At 68.0% G+C, this 17,749-nt stretch carries 16 protein-coding genes; 13 read left to right on the forward strand and 3 right to left on the reverse strand.

What is annotated here, in order from left to right:
• Positions 1-22: 22 nt before the first annotated feature.
• The gene (locus AC07PZ_RS22755; protein ID WP_495297425.1) at positions 23-661 is read right to left on the reverse strand and encodes an FMN-dependent NADH-azoreductase; all 639 of its coding nucleotides are present in this window, start codon (positions 659-661) and stop codon (positions 23-25) included.
• 142 nt (positions 662-803) lie between these two features.
• On the opposite strand from AC07PZ_RS22755, the gene AC07PZ_RS22760 reads away from it, so the two are divergent.
• From AC07PZ_RS22760 to AC07PZ_RS22795, 8 genes are all read left to right on the forward strand, one after another.
• Positions 804-1,766: a LysR family transcriptional regulator gene (locus AC07PZ_RS22760; RefSeq protein WP_495297426.1), complete on the forward strand. Its 963-nt coding sequence runs from the start codon at positions 804-806 to the stop codon at positions 1,764-1,766.
• 79 nt (positions 1,767-1,845) lie between these two features.
• Positions 1,846-2,487, forward strand: a complete 642-nt coding sequence (locus tag AC07PZ_RS22765; protein WP_495297427.1) for a peroxiredoxin — start codon at positions 1,846-1,848, stop codon at positions 2,485-2,487.
• A gap of 10 nt (positions 2,488-2,497) precedes the next feature.
• Positions 2,498-3,073 carry an RBBP9/YdeN family alpha/beta hydrolase gene (locus tag AC07PZ_RS22770; RefSeq protein ID WP_495297428.1) on the forward strand — a complete coding sequence of 192 codons (576 nt, stop codon included), beginning with the start codon at positions 2,498-2,500 and terminating at the stop codon, positions 3,071-3,073.
• Positions 3,070-4,074 (forward strand): sulfate ABC transporter substrate-binding protein, encoded by a 1,005-nt coding sequence (locus AC07PZ_RS22775; protein ID WP_495297429.1) that lies wholly within the window; start codon positions 3,070-3,072, stop codon positions 4,072-4,074. The genes AC07PZ_RS22770 and AC07PZ_RS22775 overlap by 4 nt, the downstream gene beginning before the upstream one ends.
• Positions 4,074-4,961, forward strand: a complete 888-nt coding sequence (cysT, locus tag AC07PZ_RS22780; RefSeq protein ID WP_495297430.1) for a sulfate ABC transporter permease subunit CysT — start codon at positions 4,074-4,076, stop codon at positions 4,959-4,961. Before AC07PZ_RS22775 ends, cysT begins: the two co-directional genes overlap by 1 nt.
• Before the next feature lies 1 nt (position 4,962).
• Positions 4,963-5,862, forward strand: coding sequence for a sulfate ABC transporter permease subunit CysW (gene cysW / locus AC07PZ_RS22785; protein WP_495297431.1), 900 nt, complete (start codon positions 4,963-4,965; stop codon positions 5,860-5,862).
• A gap of 12 nt (positions 5,863-5,874) precedes the next feature.
• Positions 5,875-6,984 carry a sulfate/molybdate ABC transporter ATP-binding protein gene (locus AC07PZ_RS22790; RefSeq protein ID WP_495297432.1) on the forward strand — a complete coding sequence of 370 codons (1,110 nt, stop codon included), beginning with the start codon at positions 5,875-5,877 and terminating at the stop codon, positions 6,982-6,984.
• A complete protein-coding gene (locus AC07PZ_RS22795; protein ID WP_495297433.1) occupies positions 6,981-7,478 on the forward strand; it encodes a disulfide bond formation protein B in 498 nt (165 codons plus the stop codon). The genes AC07PZ_RS22790 and AC07PZ_RS22795 overlap by 4 nt, the downstream gene beginning before the upstream one ends.
• Before the next feature lie 37 nt (positions 7,479-7,515).
• Here the strand turns inward: AC07PZ_RS22795 and bla are convergent, their stop codons facing one another.
• On the reverse strand, positions 7,516-8,394 hold the full coding sequence (bla, locus tag AC07PZ_RS22800) for a class A beta-lactamase (protein ID WP_495297434.1): 879 nt from the start codon (positions 8,392-8,394) through the stop codon (positions 7,516-7,518).
• A 117-nt stretch (positions 8,395-8,511) separates the two neighbouring features.
• On the opposite strand from bla, the gene AC07PZ_RS22805 reads away from it, so the two are divergent.
• Positions 8,512-9,372: a LysR family transcriptional regulator gene (locus AC07PZ_RS22805; protein ID WP_495297435.1), complete on the forward strand. Its 861-nt coding sequence runs from the start codon at positions 8,512-8,514 to the stop codon at positions 9,370-9,372.
• Here the strand turns inward: AC07PZ_RS22805 and AC07PZ_RS22810 are convergent, their stop codons facing one another.
• Positions 9,373-10,065: a P-loop NTPase family protein gene (locus tag AC07PZ_RS22810; protein ID WP_495297436.1), complete on the reverse strand. Its 693-nt coding sequence runs from the start codon at positions 10,063-10,065 to the stop codon at positions 9,373-9,375.
• 265 nt (positions 10,066-10,330) lie between these two features.
• Between AC07PZ_RS22810 and smc the strand changes: the two genes are divergently transcribed.
• The 4 genes from smc to AC07PZ_RS22830 all read left to right on the forward strand — a co-directional run bounded on the left by smc (position 10,331) and on the right by AC07PZ_RS22830 (position 17,703).
• The gene (gene smc / locus AC07PZ_RS22815; protein WP_495297437.1) at positions 10,331-13,843 is read left to right on the forward strand and encodes a chromosome segregation protein SMC; all 3,513 of its coding nucleotides are present in this window, start codon (positions 10,331-10,333) and stop codon (positions 13,841-13,843) included.
• A gap of 10 nt (positions 13,844-13,853) precedes the next feature.
• The gene (locus AC07PZ_RS22820) at positions 13,854-14,957 is read left to right on the forward strand and encodes a cell division protein ZipA C-terminal FtsZ-binding domain-containing protein (protein WP_495297438.1); all 1,104 of its coding nucleotides are present in this window, start codon (positions 13,854-13,856) and stop codon (positions 14,955-14,957) included.
• A 4-nt stretch (positions 14,958-14,961) separates the two neighbouring features.
• Positions 14,962-17,076: an NAD-dependent DNA ligase LigA gene (gene ligA / locus AC07PZ_RS22825; protein ID WP_495297439.1), complete on the forward strand. Its 2,115-nt coding sequence runs from the start codon at positions 14,962-14,964 to the stop codon at positions 17,074-17,076.
• A 105-nt stretch (positions 17,077-17,181) separates the two neighbouring features.
• Entirely contained in the window at positions 17,182-17,703 is a 522-nt protein-coding gene (locus AC07PZ_RS22830) for a hypothetical protein (protein ID WP_495297440.1), read from the forward strand.
• Positions 17,704-17,749 lie beyond the last annotated feature (46 nt).

Here is a 17,749-nt window from a genome sequence, read left to right on the forward strand (position 1 = left end):
GGGCGCGAAGCCCGCGGTGCGGTCAGGCTGCGACGGCTTCGGCCACTGCCGGCTTCACGGCGGTGGCGATGTGCGCACGGGCCGTTTCGAGGGCCGCGGCCTTGGCCGCTTCGCCCATGGCCAGGCCTTCGGCGCGAACGATGCGCACGTCGGTGATGCCGAAGAAGCCGAACACGACCTTCAGGTAGCTTTCCTGATGTTCCATGGCCTGGCCGCCTTCGGACGTCGAGTACAGGCCGCCACGGGTCGAGGCGACGATCACGGTCTTGCCGCCAGCCAGGCCGATCGGGCCCTTCTCGGTGTACTTGAAGGTGCGGCCGGCTTGCGCCAGGCGGTCGATCCAGGCCTTGAGCTGGCTCGGAACCGAGAAGTTGTAGAGCGGTGCGCCCACCACGATCACGTCGGCGGCCAGGAACTGGTTCACCAGCGCTTCCGACACGGCGTTCTCGGCGGCCTGTGCGGGCGTCGGCTCGGCTTGCACGCCGACCTTGATGCCGAGGGCGTCGGCGCCGAAGTGGCTCGGGGCGTTCGCGGCGACGTCGAGGTAATCGACGGTGATGCCGGGGTTGGCGGCACGCCAGGCGGCCACGATCTCGGCGGTGAGTTGGCGCGACACGGAGTTGGTACCCAGGACGCTCGAATCGACTTGCAGCAGCTTCATGATGGAAATCCTTGTTGGAACAGTGCGTCCGGAACGGACGATGGGTTGATTCTATTTTTGGAACGAACTTCCGATAACTCCCTAGAATCGCGACTGATCGTCCTGTTCATGGTGTGAATCAGGCGCCAGCGATAAGGTAGATATGCAGGATCTGAACGACATGGTGTTCTTTGCCGAGGTCGCGGAGCGTGGCGGTTTCGCTGCGGCGGGCCGCGCGCTCGGCGTGCCGAAGTCGCGGTTGTCGCGTCGTGTGGCCGATCTGGAGACGCGGCTCGGCGTGCAACTGCTGCAGCGCAGTACACGCAGCCTGTCCCTGACGCCGGCCGGCGAGCTCTACCTGCGCCACAGCAGTGCCATGCGCGATGCGGCGCAAGCCGCGGCCGAGGCGGTTTCGCAGGTGCAGACCGAACCGCGCGGCACCGTGCGCATCAGCTGCCCGGTGACGCTGGCACAAAGCAGCGTCGGGCCTCTGTTGCCGATCTTCATGCGGCGCCATCCGGGCGTTCGGGTCGAAATGCGGGTGCTGAACCGGCCGGTCGATCCGGTGGAAGAGGGCGTCGACATCGCGCTGCGCGTGCGTCCGGTGATCGAGGACAGCGCCACGCTGGCTGCGCGCAGCTTCGGCACCAGCCGCGGCATCCTGGTGGCGAGCGCCGACCTGCTGCAGCGCCAGGGCTCGGTGCAGACGCCGGAAGACCTGAAGCGTCTCGATGCCATCGGCATGTCCGCCGCCGACGGCCGCGCCAGCTGGACGCTGCACGGGCCGGACGGTGCGACCTGGGTGCACGCGCACGAGCCGCGCTACGTGGTCGACGATCTGCTCACGCTGAAGTTCGCGGTGGTGCACGGCGTCGGCGCCTCGGTGCTGCCCGACTACATGTGCCGTGCCGAGGTCAAGAGTGGCACCTTGGTCGAGGTGCTGCCCGGCTGGGGGCCACCGCCCGGCATCACGCATGCGATGTATCCGCCGCGTCGCGCGCTCGTTCCGGCGGTGCGGCTGCTGATCGATTTCTTCGCCGAGCATCTGAATGGCGACGAGCCGCACGCGCTCGCACCGATGAAGGAGTGCCCGGCGCACCCGCCCCTTATGCGCAAAGCACCATAACCAAACAAGTAGATATTCGTTTGCCGATGAAAGGCTTGTTCCCACAATCGCAGCCTCTGACTCCATTCAAGGAACGACCATGGCGACATTGCGACTCGGCGACACCGCACCCGACTTCACCCAGGACTCGAGCGAAGGCTCCATCAGCTTCCACGAATGGGCTGGTAATTCATGGGTTGTCCTGTTTTCGCACCCCGCCGACTTCACGCCGGTCTGCACCACCGAACTCGGCAAGACCGCAGCGCTCGCGACCGAATTCGCCAAGCGTGGCGTCAAGCCGATCGCCGTGAGCGTCGACCCGGTCGACAAGCACAAGGACTGGATCGCCGACATCAACGAGACGCAGAACACCACCGTCAACTTCCCGATCCTCGCGGATGCGGACCGCAAGGTGGCGTCGCTGTACGACATGATCCACCCGAACGCATCGGCCACCGCCACCGTTCGCAGCGTGTTCATCATCGATCCGAAGCACGTGGTGCGCACCACGCTGACCTACCCGGCCAGCACCGGCCGGAACTTCGACGAGATCCTGCGCGTGATCGACTCGCTGCAGCTGACCGACAGCCACAAGGTCGCGACGCCGGCGAACTGGAAAGACGGCGACGACGTCGTCATCATCCCGTCGCTGCAGGACCCGGCCGAGATCGCCGAACGTTTCCCGAAGGGCTACAAGGTCGTGCGCCCCTACCTGCGCGTCACGCCGCAGCCGAACAAGTGAACGCGGCGCAGTGAACGCAACGGTCGTCATCGTTCCAGGCTGGCGCGACTCGGGCCCGGGCCACTGGCAGAGCCTGTGGCAAGAGGGCATTCCGGGCGCGCTGCGCGTGGTGCAGGACGACTGGGTCACGCCGACACGCAACGCCTGGGTGTCCGCGCTCGAGAGGCTGGTGCTCGCGCAGGACGGCCCTGTCGTGATCGCCGCGCACAGCCTCGGCTGCATCGCCACGACGCACCTGGGCGAAGCCGCCACGGCACGCATCGCCGGTGCGCTGCTGGTGGCCCCGGCCGACCCCGAGCGCCGCGCCGTGCTGTCCGATTTCGCGCCGGTGCCCTATGCGAAACTGCCCTACCGCAGCATCGTGGTTGCAAGCAGCAACGACCCGTTCTGTCCTGTGAGACTGGCCGGCGCCTACGCCCGCGCCTGGGGCAGCGAATTCGTCCGCATGCAGAATGCGGGCCACATCAACATCGACTCGGGGCATGGGGACTGGCCGCTCGGCCTGGCACTGCTCCAGTCGCTGACGGACGAGCCGGCGTCGCTGCTGGCCCGCCGTACTTCCATCGAACCTTTGGCAACCCTATGATTTCCAGAACCAAGATCCTTCTCGCCGGCCTCGCCATGCTCGCAAGCGCTTCGGGCTTTGCGCAAAGCAACACGCTGCTGAACGCCTCGTACGACGTGGCCCGCGAGTTCTACAAGGACTACAACGCCGCCTTCGTGGCGAACTACAAGAAGACGACCGGCAAGGACGTCAAGGTCGATCAGTCCCATGGCGGTTCGAGCGCCCAGGCGCGTGCCGTGGCCGATGGCCTCGATGCCGACGTCGTGACGATGAACACCACCACCGACATCGACTTCCTCGCGAACACCGGCGTGGTCGCCAAGGACTGGAACAAGCGCTTCCCGAACGATGCATCGCCGACCACGTCGACCATGCTGATCCTGGTGCGCAACGGCAATCCGAAGGGCATCAAGGACTGGGACGACCTGATCAAGCCGGGCGTGCAGGTCGTGGTGGTCAACCCCAAGACCGGCGGCAACGGCCGCTACGCCTACCTGGCCGCCTGGGGCTACGTGAAGAAGAAGGGCGGCACCGACGCGCAGGCCGCGGAGTTCGTCGGCAAGCTGTTCAAGAACGTGCCGGTGCTGGCACGCGGCGGCCGCGACGCGACCACGGCCTTCCTGCAACGCAACATCGGCGACGCGCTGATCACCTTCGAATCCGAAGTGCTGTCGATCGACCGTGAATTCGGCGCCGGCAAGGTCGATGCGGTGTACCCGTCGATCAGCGTGCTGGCCGAGAACCCGGTGGCCGTCGTCGAACGCACGACCGCCAAGAAGGGCACCGGCGAACTCGCCAAGGCTTACCTCGACTACCTTTATTCCGACGAGGCACAGGAAATCGCTGCCAAGCATGCGCTGCGTCCGCGTTCGCCGGCCGTGCTGAAGAAATACGCCAGCACCTTCAAGCCGGTGCAGCTCTTCACCGTGCAGGAACTGTTCGGCGGCCTGGGTGAAGCGCAGAAGGTGCACTTCAACGACGGCGGCCAGTTCGACAAGCTGTACACCCCCGGCGCCAAGTAATGGCCGGTGCCACTTCATCGGCGCTGTCGTCCGCGGCAGCGCCGCTTTCGCGTGCGGGAGCCCGGGGCGCCTCCAAGAGGGTGCTGCCGGGCTTCAATCTGACACTCGGCTACACGCTGCTGTACCTGAGCCTGATCGTGCTGATCCCGCTGTCGGCGCTGGTCTTCAAGACCTTCACGATGACCTGGGACCACTTCTGGGTGGCGGTGACTTCGCCGCGCGTGATGGCGTCCTACCGGCTGACGTTCGGCGCCTCGCTGATCGCAGCGCTCGTCAATCTGGTGTTCGGGCTGCTGGTCGCGTGGGTGCTGGTGCGCTACAAGTTTCCGGGCAAGCGCATCGTCGATGCGCTGGTGGACCTGCCGTTTGCGTTGCCGACGGCCGTCGCCGGTATTTCGCTGACCGCGCTGCTGGCCGGCAACGGCTGGGTCGGCCAGTTCCTCGAGCCCCACGGCATCAAGCTGGCGTTCACGCCGGCGGGCATCGTGATCGCGCTGATCTTCATCGGGCTGCCCTTCGTCGTGCGCACGGTGCAGCCCGTGCTCGAGGACACGGAGAAAGAACTCGAAGAAGCGGCCAGCAGCCTCGGCGCGACGCGGCTGCAGACCTTCACCAAGGTGATCCTGCCGTCGATCGCTCCCGCGCTGCTGACCGGCTTCGCGATGGCGTTCGCGCGGGCCGTCGGCGAGTACGGCTCGGTGATCTTCATCGCCGGCAACATGCCGATGATTTCCGAGATCACGCCGCTGATCATCATCGGCAAGCTGGAGCAATACGACTACGCCGGCGCGACCGCGGTGGCCCTGGTGATGCTGGTGATCTCGTTCCTGCTGCTGCTCGTGATCAACGGCCTGCAGGGCTGGAAGCGGCGACGCTCGGAGGCATGAGATGAGCACGTCCCCAACCCGCAATACCCGCCGCGCGAAGGCCGGCACCACCGAGGCACCCTGGGTCCGCCGCACGCTGATCGGCTTGGCGCTGCTGTTCATGTTCCTGTTCCTCGTGCTGCCGCTGGCCGCGGTCGCGGCCGAGGCACTGCGCAAGGGCTTCGGTGCCTACCTCGCCGCGCTGCAGGAACCCGACGCCTGGAGCGCCATCGTCCTGACGCTCATCACGGCGGCCATCGCCGTGCCGCTGAACCTCGTGTTCGGCGTGGCGGCGGCCTGGGCCATCGCCAAGTTCGAGTTCCGCGGCAAGGCCATCCTGACGACGCTGGTCGATCTGCCCTTCGCGGTGTCGCCGGTCGTGGCGGGCCTGATCTACGTGCTCGTGTTCGGCGCGCAAGGCTGGTTCGGCCCCTGGCTGCAGGCCCACGACATCAAGATCATCTTCGCCGTGCCCGGCATCGTGCTGGCGACCGTGTTCGTGACCTTCCCCTTCATCGCGCGCGAACTGATTCCGCTGATGCAGGCGCAAGGTACCGACGAGGAGCAGGCTGCGATCGTGCTCGGCGCCACCGGCTGGCAGACCTTCTCGCGCGTGACGCTGCCCAACATCAAGTGGGGCCTGCTGTACGGCGTGATCCTGTGCAATGCGCGCGCCATGGGCGAGTTCGGTGCGGTGTCGGTGGTGTCGGGCCACATCCGCGGCCAGACCAACACCATGCCGCTGCACGTCGAGGTGCTCTACAACGAATACCAGTCGGTGGCTGCGTTCGCCGTCGCGTCGCTGCTGGCCATCCTGGCGCTGGTCACGCTGGTGATCAAGTCAGTGATCGAATGGCGCCACGAGCGCGAGATGAAGGCCATTGCCGAACTGCCCCCGGAACGTCCGCCGGCCGTGGCTTGAGAGAACAGAACCATGAGCATTGAAATCCGCAACGTCAGCAAGCAGTTCGGCGACTTCCGCGCGCTGAACAACGTCAATCTCGATGTCGAATCGGGCGAGCTGGTCGCGCTGCTCGGCCCCTCGGGCTGCGGCAAGACCACGCTGCTGCGCATCATCGCGGGCCTGGAGACGGCCGACCAGGGCAGCATCCTGTTCTCCGGCGAGGACACGACCGACGTGCACGTGCGCGAGCGCGGCGTCGGCTTCGTGTTCCAGCATTACGCGCTGTTCCGCCACATGACCGTGTTCGAGAACGTGGCCTTCGGCCTGCGCGTGAAGCCGCGCAGCGAGCGCCCGAGCGACGTGCAGATCAAGAAGAAGGTGACCGACCTGCTGAAGCTGGTGCAGCTCGACTGGCTCGGGGACCGCTATCCGTCGCAGCTCTCGGGCGGCCAGCGCCAGCGCATCGCGCTGGCCCGTGCGCTGGCCGTCGAGCCGAAGGTGCTGCTGCTCGACGAACCCTTCGGCGCACTCGACGCCAAGGTGCGAAAGGAACTGCGCCGCTGGCTGCGCCGCCTGCACGACGAGCTGCACGTCACGTCGATCTTCGTCACCCACGACCAGGAAGAGGCGCTTGAAGTGGCCGACCGCGTGGTGGTGATCAACAAGGGGCAGATCGAACAGGTCGGCTCGCCGCAGGAGGTCTGGGACCATCCGGCCAGCCCCTTCGTCTATGGCTTCCTCGGCGACGTGAACCTGTTCCAGGGACGTGCGCGCGATGGCGAGGTCAGCGTGCAGGGCATCCGCATCGATGCGCCGGAACACAGCCAGGTCAAGGACAGCCGCGCGCTGGCCTACGTGCGCCCGCACGACCTGGAAGTCGAGCGCTACGTGGCCGGTGCGGTTGGCGACAGGCCGGCGGGCATCGTCGCGACGCTGTCGCGTGCCATCGTGGTCGGCCCGATCGCGCGGCTGGAACTTGAGCCCACCGAAACGAATCCAGATAATCCAGCGACCGGGACCATCATCGAAGCGCAACTCCCTGCGCAACAGTTCCGGGACCTGGGCTTGAAGGAAGGCGACACCGTCGTTGCCACGCCGCGCAAGGCCAGGGTGTTCGTCGAAGACTGGGTGTCTCCTTGATCTCTTGGTATTTCTCCGCGCCGCGTCGCGCGCTGGCCCTGATCTGTCTCGCCTGTGTGCTCATGCTGGCCTTCGGCATGTACCTGCAGCACGTCGTCGGCCTCGAGCCCTGCCCGATGTGCATCGTCCAGCGTTACGCGCTGGTGCTGGTGGCGATCTTCACGGCCATCGGCAGCGCGACCGCACGTCGCGGCCTGCAGGTTGTCGGCATGTTGCTGGCGCTGGTGTCCGCGGTCGGCGGCGCCTACACCGCAGCCCAGCAGAGCTGGCTGCAGTGGTATCCGCCGGAAGTCGTCTCCTGCGGCCGCGACCTCTACGGGATGATCGAGACCTTCCCGCTGAAGCGCGCGCTGCCGATGATCTTCCGCGGCGGCGGCGACTGCTCGCAGATCGACTGGACCTTCCTCGGCCTGTCGATCGCGAACTGGTCTTTCATCTGCTTCGTCGGCTTCGGGCTGCTGCTGCTCGTCCTGCTGTTCAAGCGGGCGCGCTGAGCCGGTCCGCGCGGCTGCCTGCGGCCTCGTCGGGTCGTCAGGCGCCGGCCAGCGTCGGAAGCAGTGCGCCAACCGCCGCCAGCGTCGCATTGCGCTGTTCCATCGGCGCTGCGGTCTGCGTGAGATAGGTCGCGACCAGCAGCGGTGGCCGTCCGGGCGGGAAGACGATGCCGACATCGTTGTGGCTGCCGTGCGCGCCGGAGCCCGTCTTGTCTCCCACCCGCCAGCCCGCAGGCAAGCGTGCACGCAGCCGGCCCTCGCCGGTCTGGTTGGCCAGCAGCCAATCCCTCAATTGATCGCGCGACGCCGGGCTCAAGGCCTTGCCGATCAGCAGCGCCTGCAGCAAGCCGAGCATGGCGGCCGGCGTGGTCGTGTCGCGCGGGTCGCCGGGCGTGCTTTCATTCAGCGTGGGTTCGTTGCGGTCGAGGCGCGTCACCTTGTCGCCCAGTCCGCGGATGTAGCGCGTCAGGCCGGCCGGTCCGCCGAAGCTGGCCAGCATCAGGTTGGCGGCGGCGTTGTCGCTTTGCGTGATGGCTGCTTCGCACAGCTCGGCCATCGTCATGCGTCCGCCGACGCGCGGCTCCGTCAGCGGCGAGTGCGGAAGGATCGCCGAGCGGGCGATGGCGATCGGCCGCGCGAGTTGCTCGCGCCCCGCGTCGACGCGCTGCAGCACGCAGGCTGCAGCCAGCAGCTTGAAGGTGCTGCACATCGGGAAGCGCTCGTCGGCGCGATACCCGACGCGCCGGCCGTTCGCCGTGTCGAGGATGCACACACCCAGTCGGCCACCGCTCGCGGCTTCCGCCGCTGCAATGGCCTTGGCGATGCCTTCGGTGCCATCGGATTTCTTGGCTTGGGTGGTGGTCGCGAGGCTGGCCAGGCTGCTGCCCAGCGCCAGGGCGAACGTGCGTCTCTGCATTCTTTTCCTTGTGAAGTGGTGATTCGGGAGCCTGGACCATACCGATTGCGGTGCACGCAATCCAATGCAAAGAAAGCAGCCGAGCCATAAGAAAATCCGGGGCTCGAGGATCACGACATGCAGCTTCCACTCAATGCCCTGCGCGCTTTCGAAGTGTCGGCGCGCCACCTGAGCTTCACGCGGGCCGCGCTCGAACTCCATGTCACCCAGACGGCCGTGAGCCAGCACGTGAAGAATCTGGAGGCGCGCATCGGCGCGCCGTTGTTCCGTCGCCTGCCGCGCGGCCTGGTGCTGACCGACGAGGGCGCTGCGCTGCTGCCGGTGCTGGCGCAGTCCTTCGCCCGCATTTCGAGCGTGCTGGCGCAGTTCGGCGAAGGTCGGGCGCGCGAGGTGCTGACGGTGGGTGTGGTCGGTACTTTCGCCGTCGGCTGGCTGATGCCGCGCCTGCAGGATTTCCAGCAACTGCATCCCTTCGTCGACCTGCGGCTGTTCACGCACAACAACCGGGTCGACATCGCGGGCGAGGGGCTGGACTATGCGATCCGTTTCGGCGACGGCGCATGGCATGGCACCGAGGCCGAGGCGCTGATGGCCTCGCCCATGTCGCCGATGTGCGCGCCGGCGCTGGCCGCCGGGCTGCAACGGCCGGCGGACTTGCACGGCGCGACGCTGCTGCGCTCCTACCGCAGCGACGAGTGGGCGGTCTGGTTTGCAGCCGCGGGAGTCGAATGCCCGGTGGTCCGCGGCGCCGTGTTCGATTCGTCGCTGACGATGGCCGAGGCCGTTGCGCAAGGCGCCGGTGTCGCGTTGTTGCCGGTCGGCATGTTCTCGCGGGAAGTTCGCCAGGGCCGGCTGGTGCAGCCCTTCGGCATCGCGACGCAGAACGGCGGCTACTGGCTCACCCGCCTCAAATCGAAACCGGAGGGTGCGGCGATGCAGGCCTTCCGGGGCTGGCTGCTCGAGGCTGCCCGAACCTGATTACAGCGGCAGCGTGTCGAACGCGGCGTAGCAGGTCGCCAGCCAGCTCTTCACGCGCTGGCGCTCCAGCAGGCCGAGTGCATGCGGGCCTTCGCGGTCGTTCACGGCCTTCCAGAAGCTGCTGTTGTGCGCATCGATCTTGCGCATGCTGGCCTCGTGCAGGCGCGGGAGCGTGATCACGCGGGCACCGTTCTCCGTGGCCTTGGCCAGCGCGGACGAGGCGAGCAGCAGGCCGAAGTCGCTGCCGCGGCCGTAGTTCTGCACCACCACGTAGTTCGGGCGCTTGCCGAAGGTGTCGACCAGCGTGCCGAGCAGGTCGCTCGAATCCTTGCCGTCGTCCAGCACGTGCCAGAAATTGACGGCGACGCCGAGTTCGGCAAACACGTCGAACAGCTCCGACTCCTTGATCCAGCGCGACAGCGGTGCGAGCGTCTGCGCGGCGAGGTCGACGATCACGCTCTGGCCGGGGTTCGACTCGAAGCCGTTCACGACGGTGTCCAGGCCTTCGTAGCTGTCGACCACCACCGGCGACGCGAAGCCTTCGTAGAAGCGCGTGAAGGAACTGTGCGAGCGGTCGGTGTCGAAGCCGGTGAAGGGGCGGCTGTGGTCGATGAAGTACTGCGCCAGCACCCGCGATGTGACCGACTTGCCGACGCCACCTTTTTCGCCGCCGATGAAATTGATGGAACTCATGTGTTACCTGGAAGGTTGGGAATGGAGAAGGGCTCGCGGATTCTAGGTGCGGCTTCGTGACGGATGGGCCGACGCAGGCGGCTTCTTCGGCCGGCTGGCCGCCTGGATTCGCGGGCTTGTGGCAAGGGTCTGCGAGAGGGCGGCGCAGGGCGACTGCGCCGGGGAGCTCACGTTATCATCGTGAGCCTCGGGCGGCCGCCATCCGGCGTGCGTTTTCCTTACAAATCAATACCTTGGCGTTCGCGCCAGGACGGAACGACCACTCGTGCGTCTCAATTCCATCAAGCTCTCCGGCTTCAAGTCGTTTGCCGAACCCACCAACTTCCTGTTGCCGGGCCAACTGGTCGGGGTCGTGGGGCCGAACGGCTGTGGCAAGTCGAACATCATGGACGCCGTTCGCTGGGTGCTCGGCGAATCGCGCGCCAGCGAACTGCGCGGCGAATCGATGCAGGACGTGATCTTCAACGGCACGACCACGCGCAAGCAGGCCAGCCGGTCGAGCGTCGAACTGGTGTTCGACAACGCCGACCACCGCGCGGGCGGCCAGTGGTCGCAGTTCGCCGAGATCGCGGTGCGCCGCGTGCTCACGCGCGACGGCACCAGCAGCTACTACATCAACAACCAGCCGGTACGCCGCCGCGACGTGCAGGACGTGTTCCTCGGCACCGGCCTCGGGCCGCGCGCCTACGCCATCATCGGCCAGGGCACGATCAGCCGGATCATCGAATCCAAGCCCGAGGAACTGCGCCTGTTCCTCGAAGAAGCGGCCGGCGTGTCGAAGTACAAGGAGCGCCGCCGCGAGACCGAGAACCGGCTCGGCGACACGCGCGAGAACCTCACCCGCGTCGAGGACATCCTGCGCGAGCTCAACGCCAATCTCGACCGCCTGGAGAAGCAGGCCGAGGTGGCGCAGCGCTACAACACGCTGCAGGCCGACGCCACGAAGAAGCAGCATCAGCTCTGGTTCCTGAAGCGTGCCGAGAGCGAGAACGACCAGGCGCGGATCCAGGCCGACGCGGGCAAGGCGCTGAACGACCTCGAATCCCGTACCGCCGACCTGCGCCGCGTCGAGGCCGACCTCGAGACCATCCGGCAGGCCCACTACGGCGCGGGCGACCACGTCAACCAGGCGCAGGGCAAGCTCTACGAGGCGAGCGCCGAAGTCGGCCGGCTCGAAGGCGAGATCCGCTTCGTGGTCGAAGGCCGGCAGCGCGTCGAGGCGCGGCTGGTCCAGCTGCGCGAGCAGATCGGCCAATGGGGCACGCGCCGCGAGGATGCCGAGGTCGAGCTCGAAGCGCTGGCCGGCCAGGGCGTCGATGCCGAAGAGCAGGCCGAACTGCTCGCTGCGCAGATCGAGGAACACGAGGCGCGCCTGCCCGAGCTGGAAGACGCGCAGCAACGCGCCCAGCAGGAAGCCAACACCCAGCGCACGGCCGTCGTGCAGGTTCAGCAGCAGATCCAGGTGCTGGCGGCCGACCAGCGCAACATCGAGGAACAGAGCCGTCAGCTCACGCAGCGCAGCGAGCGCCTGCGCAGCGACAAGAACGCGCTGGCCGTGCCCGACGAGGCCCGCCTGCTCGACCTGCAGTCGCAGTACGAAGCGGCACAGGAGGCCGCCGCCGAGGCCGACGCCCGCCTGCAGGATCTGCAGGAGGCCGTGCCGCAGCGCGACGACGACCGCCGCACGCGCCAGCAGGCCGTCAACACCGAAGGCGCGCGCCATGCCGAGTTCTCGGCCCGGCTCGAGGCGCTCAAGGCGCTGCAGGAAAAGGTCAAGACCGACGGCAAGCTCGCACCCTGGCTCGCCAGGCACGGGCTCGACGGATTGCAGGGCCTGTGGAGCCGCATCCACATCGAGCAGGGTTGGGAGAACGCGCTCGAAGCCGCACTGCGCGAACGGCTCGGCGCCCTCGAGGTCTCGCGGCTCGAGATGGTCCGTGCTTTCGGCAACGACGCGCCGCCGTCCCGGCTCGCGTTCTACAGCCCGCCGCTGGCCGCCGCGCTGCAAGCCGCCGGTGCGTTGCCGCGGCTGGCCGATCTGCTGCGGCTGAACGATGCGGGCCAGCAGGCGCTGCTGGGCGACTGGCTGCAGGGCTGCTACACCGCCTCGAGCTTCGAGGAGGCGCTCGCGCAGCGCGCCCAGCTCAAGCCGGGCGAGGTCATCTACGTGAAAAGCGGGCACGCCGTCGGTGCCCACAGCGTGAGCTTCTACGCGCAGGATTCCGAGCAGTCGGGTCTGCTGGCGCGGGCGCAGGAGATCGAGAACCTCGAACGCCAGTTGCGCGCGCAGACATTGATCAACGACGAGGCGCGGACGGCCCTGGTGCGCGCCGAAGCGGCCTACGCCGATGCGGCCCAGCGGCTCGTGACGGCACGGCGGGAAGCCGCCGACACGCAATCGCGCGCGCACACCTTGCAGGTCGAGACGCTGCGCCTCACACAGCTCGCCGAGCAGGCGCGCGCGCGCAGCCAGCAACTGGGCGCCGACCTGGAAGAGGTCGATGCGCAGCTCGAAGAACTGCAGGAGCGCCGCATCGCCGCCGAAGGCCGCTTCGAGGAACTCGACATGCAACTGGCCGACAGCCAGGAGCGCCATGCGCAGCTCGACGAGCGCGTGATCGAGGCCGGCCGCGCGTTGACTGCCAGCCGCGAACAGCACCGCGGCCTCGAACGACAGGCGCAGGAGGCCACCTTCACGCAGCGCTCGGTCGAGGCGCGCCGTGGCGAGCTGGGCCGTGCGATCGAAACGGCGGCGCAGCAGACCGTGTCGCTCGCCGACGAGCAGGAGCGCGCGCAGGCCGAGCTGGGCCGGCTGTCCGACGCGGCGGCCCAGGCCGGCCTGCAGGACGCGCTGTCGCTGAAGCTCGAGCGCGAGACCGCGCTGGGCGCCGCGCGCAGCCAGTACGACGACCTCACGCTCAAGCTGCGCGCGAGCGACGAGCGCCGCATCACGCTGGAGCGCGAACTCGATCCGCTGCGCCAGCGCATCACCGAATTCCAGCTGAAGGAGCAGGCCGCGCGCCTGGGCTTCGAGCAGTACGCGCAGTTGCTGGCCGATGCGCAGGCCGACCTCGAGGCCGTGGCGCTGTCGATCGAGACCGACAAGGTGCGGCTGACCGGCCTGCAGGGCGAGATCGACCGGCTGAACCGCGAAGTGGTCGCGCTCGGCGCCGTCAACCTGGCCGCGCTGGACGAGCTGGCCGTGGCGCGCGAACGCAAGACCTTCCTCGACGCGCAGTCGGCCGACCTGAACGAGGCCATCGGCACGCTGGAAGACGCGATCCGCAAGATCGACGGCGAGACGCGCGAGCTGCTCGGCGGCACCTTCAAGATCGTCAACGAGCACTTCAGCCGCATGTTCCCCGAGCTGTTCGGTGGCGGCAACGCCCGGCTCGTGATGACCGGCGACGAAATCCTCGACGCCGGCGTGCAGGTGCTGGCCCAGCCGCCCGGCAAGAAGAATCAGACCATCCACCTGCTGTCGGGCGGCGAGAAGGCGCTCACCGCCATCGCGCTCGTGTTCGCGATCTTCCAGCTGAACCCCGCGCCGTTCTGTCTGCTGGACGAGGTCGATGCGCCGCTGGACGACGCCAACACCGAGCGCTACGCCAAGCTCGTGTCGGCCATGAGCAAGGAGACGCAGTTCCTGTTCATCAGCCACAACAAGATCGCGATGGAGATGGCCGAGCAGCTGATCGGCGTGACGATGCAGGAGCAGGGCGTCTCCCGCATCGTGGCGGTCGACATGGAAGCCGCTGTCTCGATGGCGGACGCATGAGGGGCGAACGATGAGCAGTTTGACCGTCGCCCTTGCGATCCTCGGCGGGCTCGTGCTCGCGGGGCTGGTCGCCTACAACACCTGGGTGTCGCGCCGGAACGCGCCCCGCCAGCCCGATGCCGCCGACAGCGAGTTGCCGGAGGATGCCGGCACGGCAGCCTCGGTCGGCAACATGCAGGAGCCGATGCTGCACACCGACCCGAACGCGGTGGCTGCGAGCGAGCGCCATGAGCCATTGTTCGACCCCGACCTGCCGGCACCCAGTGTGCTGCCGCCGCCGTCCGGCGAGCGCCGCGGCGGACTCGACCCGCTGATCGACGTGATCGCGCCGGTCTCGCTCGACGGGCTGGTGTCCGGCGACGCGGCGATCGCCGCCATGCCGGCCACGCGCCGCGCCGGCAGCAAGCCGGTCGCGATCGAAGGCTTGAACGCGCACAACGGCGAATGGGAGCCGCCCGCGCCGGGCCAGCGCTATGGCGCGTTCCAGGTCGGCGTGCAGCTGGCCAATCGGACTGGCGCACTCAACGAAATCGAGTATTCGGAATTCGTCGTCAAGGCGCAGGCCTTTGCCGATGTCATCAACGGCGCGCCCGAGTTTCCCGAAATGCTGGACGAGGTGGCGCGCGCGCGCGAACTCGACCAGTTCGCGAGCGCGCACGATGCGCAGCTCGGCTTCGTGCTGCGTGCGCGGCATGCGGCCTGGAGCCCCGGCTACGTGCAGCAGAACGCGGCGCGGCTGGGCTTCGTCGCGGGCATCATCCCGGGGCGCATGGTGCTGCCGACCGGCGAGCCGGGCATGCCACCGATCATCGGCTTGTCCTTCGACACGCAGGCTGCGCTGGCGGACGATCCGGCACAGTCGGCGATCCGCGAACTCACGCTGAGCCTGGACGTGCCGCAGGTCGAGCGCGGCGAGCAGCCCTTCGTGCGGCTGCGCGAAGCCGCCGCCACGCTGGCGCGCGAGATGGACGGCGTGGTGACGGACGGCGATGGCCAGTTGCTGCGCGAAGAGACGATGGACGTGATCGGCGGCGACCTCGAGCAGCTGTACGACACGCTCGATTCGCGCGATCTTCCGTCGGGCTCGCCGCTCGCACGGCGCTTATTCAGCTAAGGCCATGACCTCTTTTGTCGATGCGGCGCGCGAGGCCCTTGCCTTGGGCAAGAAGCTGCGCCACCACGCACACCTTTATTACGTCCTCGATGCGCCCGCGTTGCCGGACGCCGAATACGACCGGATGTTCCAGCGGCTGCAGGCCCTGGAAGACGAATTTCCCGACCTCCGGACGCCGGACTCACCGACGCGCCGGGTCGGCGGCAAAGTGCTCGAAGGCTTCACCAAGGTGCGCCACAAGGTGCCGATGCTGTCGATCCGGACCGAGACCGACATCACCGCCGGCGGCGCGAGCGCCTTCGACGCGCGCGTGCGGCGCGAACTCGGGCTGGCTGAAGATGCACCGCCCGTCGGCTATGTCTGCGAGCTCAAGTTCGACGGCCTGGCGATCAACCTGCGCTACGAGCAGGGCGTGCTGGTGCAGGCCGCGACGCGCGGCGACGGCGAGGTCGGCGAGGACGTCACGCACAACATCCGCATGCTGAGGCAGATTCCGTTGCGCCTGCATGGCGACGCCGTGCCGCCGGTGGTCGAGGTCCGCGGCGAGGTCTACATGCGTCGCGACCAGTTCGAGGCGCTCAACGAGCGTCAGCGCGAAAAGATCGCGGCCGGCCAGAAGAACGAGAAGGTCTTCGTGAACCCGCGCAATGCCGCTGCCGGCGCGGTGCGTCAGTTGGACCCGGCCATTGCGGCGCACCGTCCGCTGAGCTTCTTTGCCTATGGCCTCGGCGAGGTCAGCGCGCCGGAGGACGGCGGCCCCGATTGCCCGACGCAGTTCGACTGGCTGCAGCAGTTCCGGGCCTGGGGCTTTCCGGTGGCCGCGCAGACCCGGCGGGCGACGGGCGCCGAGGAACTGGTCGCCTTTCATGAAGCGATGGGCCGGCAGCGCGACACGCTGCCCTACGACATCGACGGCGTCGTCTACAAGGTCGACAGCGTGGCGCTGCAGCGGCAACTGGGCTTCGTCTCGCGCGAGCCGCGCTGGGCGGTCGCGCACAAGTACCCGGCGCAGGAGCAACTGACCGAGGTGCTGGCGATCGAGGTGCAGGTCGGCCGCACCGGCAAGCTCACGCCGGTCGCCAAGCTGGCGCCGGTTTTCGTCGGCGGCGTGACCGTGACCAACGCCACGCTGCACAACGAGGACGAGGCGCGCCGCAAGGACGTGCGCGTCGGCGACACCGTGATCGTGCGCCGCGCGGGCGACGTGATCCCCGAGGTGGTCGGCGTCGTGCCGGACAGCCTCGCCAAGCCGGACGATCAGCGCGGCCCGGTGTTCACGATGCCGCGCAAGTGCCCGGTCTGCGGCTCCGACGCGCTGCGGGAGGAGGGCGAGGTCGACTACCGCTGCACCGGCGGCCTGTTCTGCGGCGCGCAGCGCAAGGAGGCGATCCTGCATTTCGCGGCACGGCGTGCCGTCGACGTCGATGGCCTCGGCGACAAGCTGGTCGAGCAACTGGTCGACGCCAACCTGATCCGCACGCTGCCCGACCTCTACAAGCTGGGCTTCACGACCCTGGTCGGGCTCGAGCGCATGGCCGACAAGTCGGCCGCCAACCTGGTCGAGGCGCTGGAGAAGTCGAAGCAGACCACGTTGCCGCGCTTTCTTTTCGGCCTGGGCATCCGCCACATCGGCGAGAGCACGGCCAAGGATCTCGCGAAGCATTTCGGCAAGCTCGACGCGATCATGGACGCCTCGGAGGAGGCGTTGCTGGAAGTCAACGACGTCGGACCGGTCGTCGCGACCAGCCTGCGCACCTTCTTCGACCAGCCGCACAACCGCGAGGTGGTCGAGCAGTTGCGTGCCTGCGGCCTGACCTGGGAAGAGGGCGAGCCGGCAGCGCGCGCCCCGAAGCCGCTCGCCGGCAAGACCTTCGTCATCACCGGGACGCTGCCGGCGCTCAGCCGCGACGACGCCAAGGACATGCTCGAAGCAGCTGGCGCCAAGGTGGCGGGCTCGGTCAGCAAGAAGACCGATTACGTGGTGGCCGGCGCCGAGGCTGGCAGCAAGCTCGAGAAGGCGATCACGCTGGGCGTGAACGTGATCGACGAGGCGGCCATGCTGGCGCTGATCCAGAACGGCCCCGGCGATGCGACGGCGGTGCAGCCGCAGGCGTCGTAGGCGGACTCCCGCATTACCTCAGGTTACGTGGCTTCACACGGGCGCAGTCGGCGAGCTTTACCTTGGCGCGTTGAACCGTCAGGTCATTCAGGGAGTCACAAAGTCATGAACAAGATTCGTTTGCTTGGAAGCTGCCTGGCACTGGGCGGCGTCGCCGTGCTGAGCGGCTGTGTCGCCTATCCCGGCGGCGTGTATGAAGGTTCCGCGGTGTATTCGGAGCCGTACTACGCGAACCCCGGGCCGGCCGTTGCGCCGGTCTACATCAACGGTGGCTATTACAACGGCGGCTATTACAACGGCCCCACGTACTACAGCCGGCCGGCCTACCCGGGTTACTACGGCCGGCCGGGCTACGGTCCGGGCCCGCGCCCGGGTTATCCGGGTTATGGCCCTGGCCCGCGCCCTGGCGATGGTCCGCGTCCCGGAGCCGGGCCGGGCCCACGTCCCGGTGACGGGCCCCGGCCAGGTCCCGGCGCCGGCCCCGGTCCACGACCGGGCGGCCCGCAAGGTGGCCCTCCGCCGCAAGCCGGCCCGGGACCGCAGGGCGGCGCAGGCCCGCGTCCGAACCTGGGTCCGCGTCCCGGTGCATTGCCTGGTGCGCGACCGCGGGCCTACCAGCAGGACTGAGCCGCATCGTCGCGGTGATCACGCACCCCGACCCTTCGCGATAATG

The organism is Variovorax sp. GW821-FHT10B04 (genome assembly GCF_059415645.1).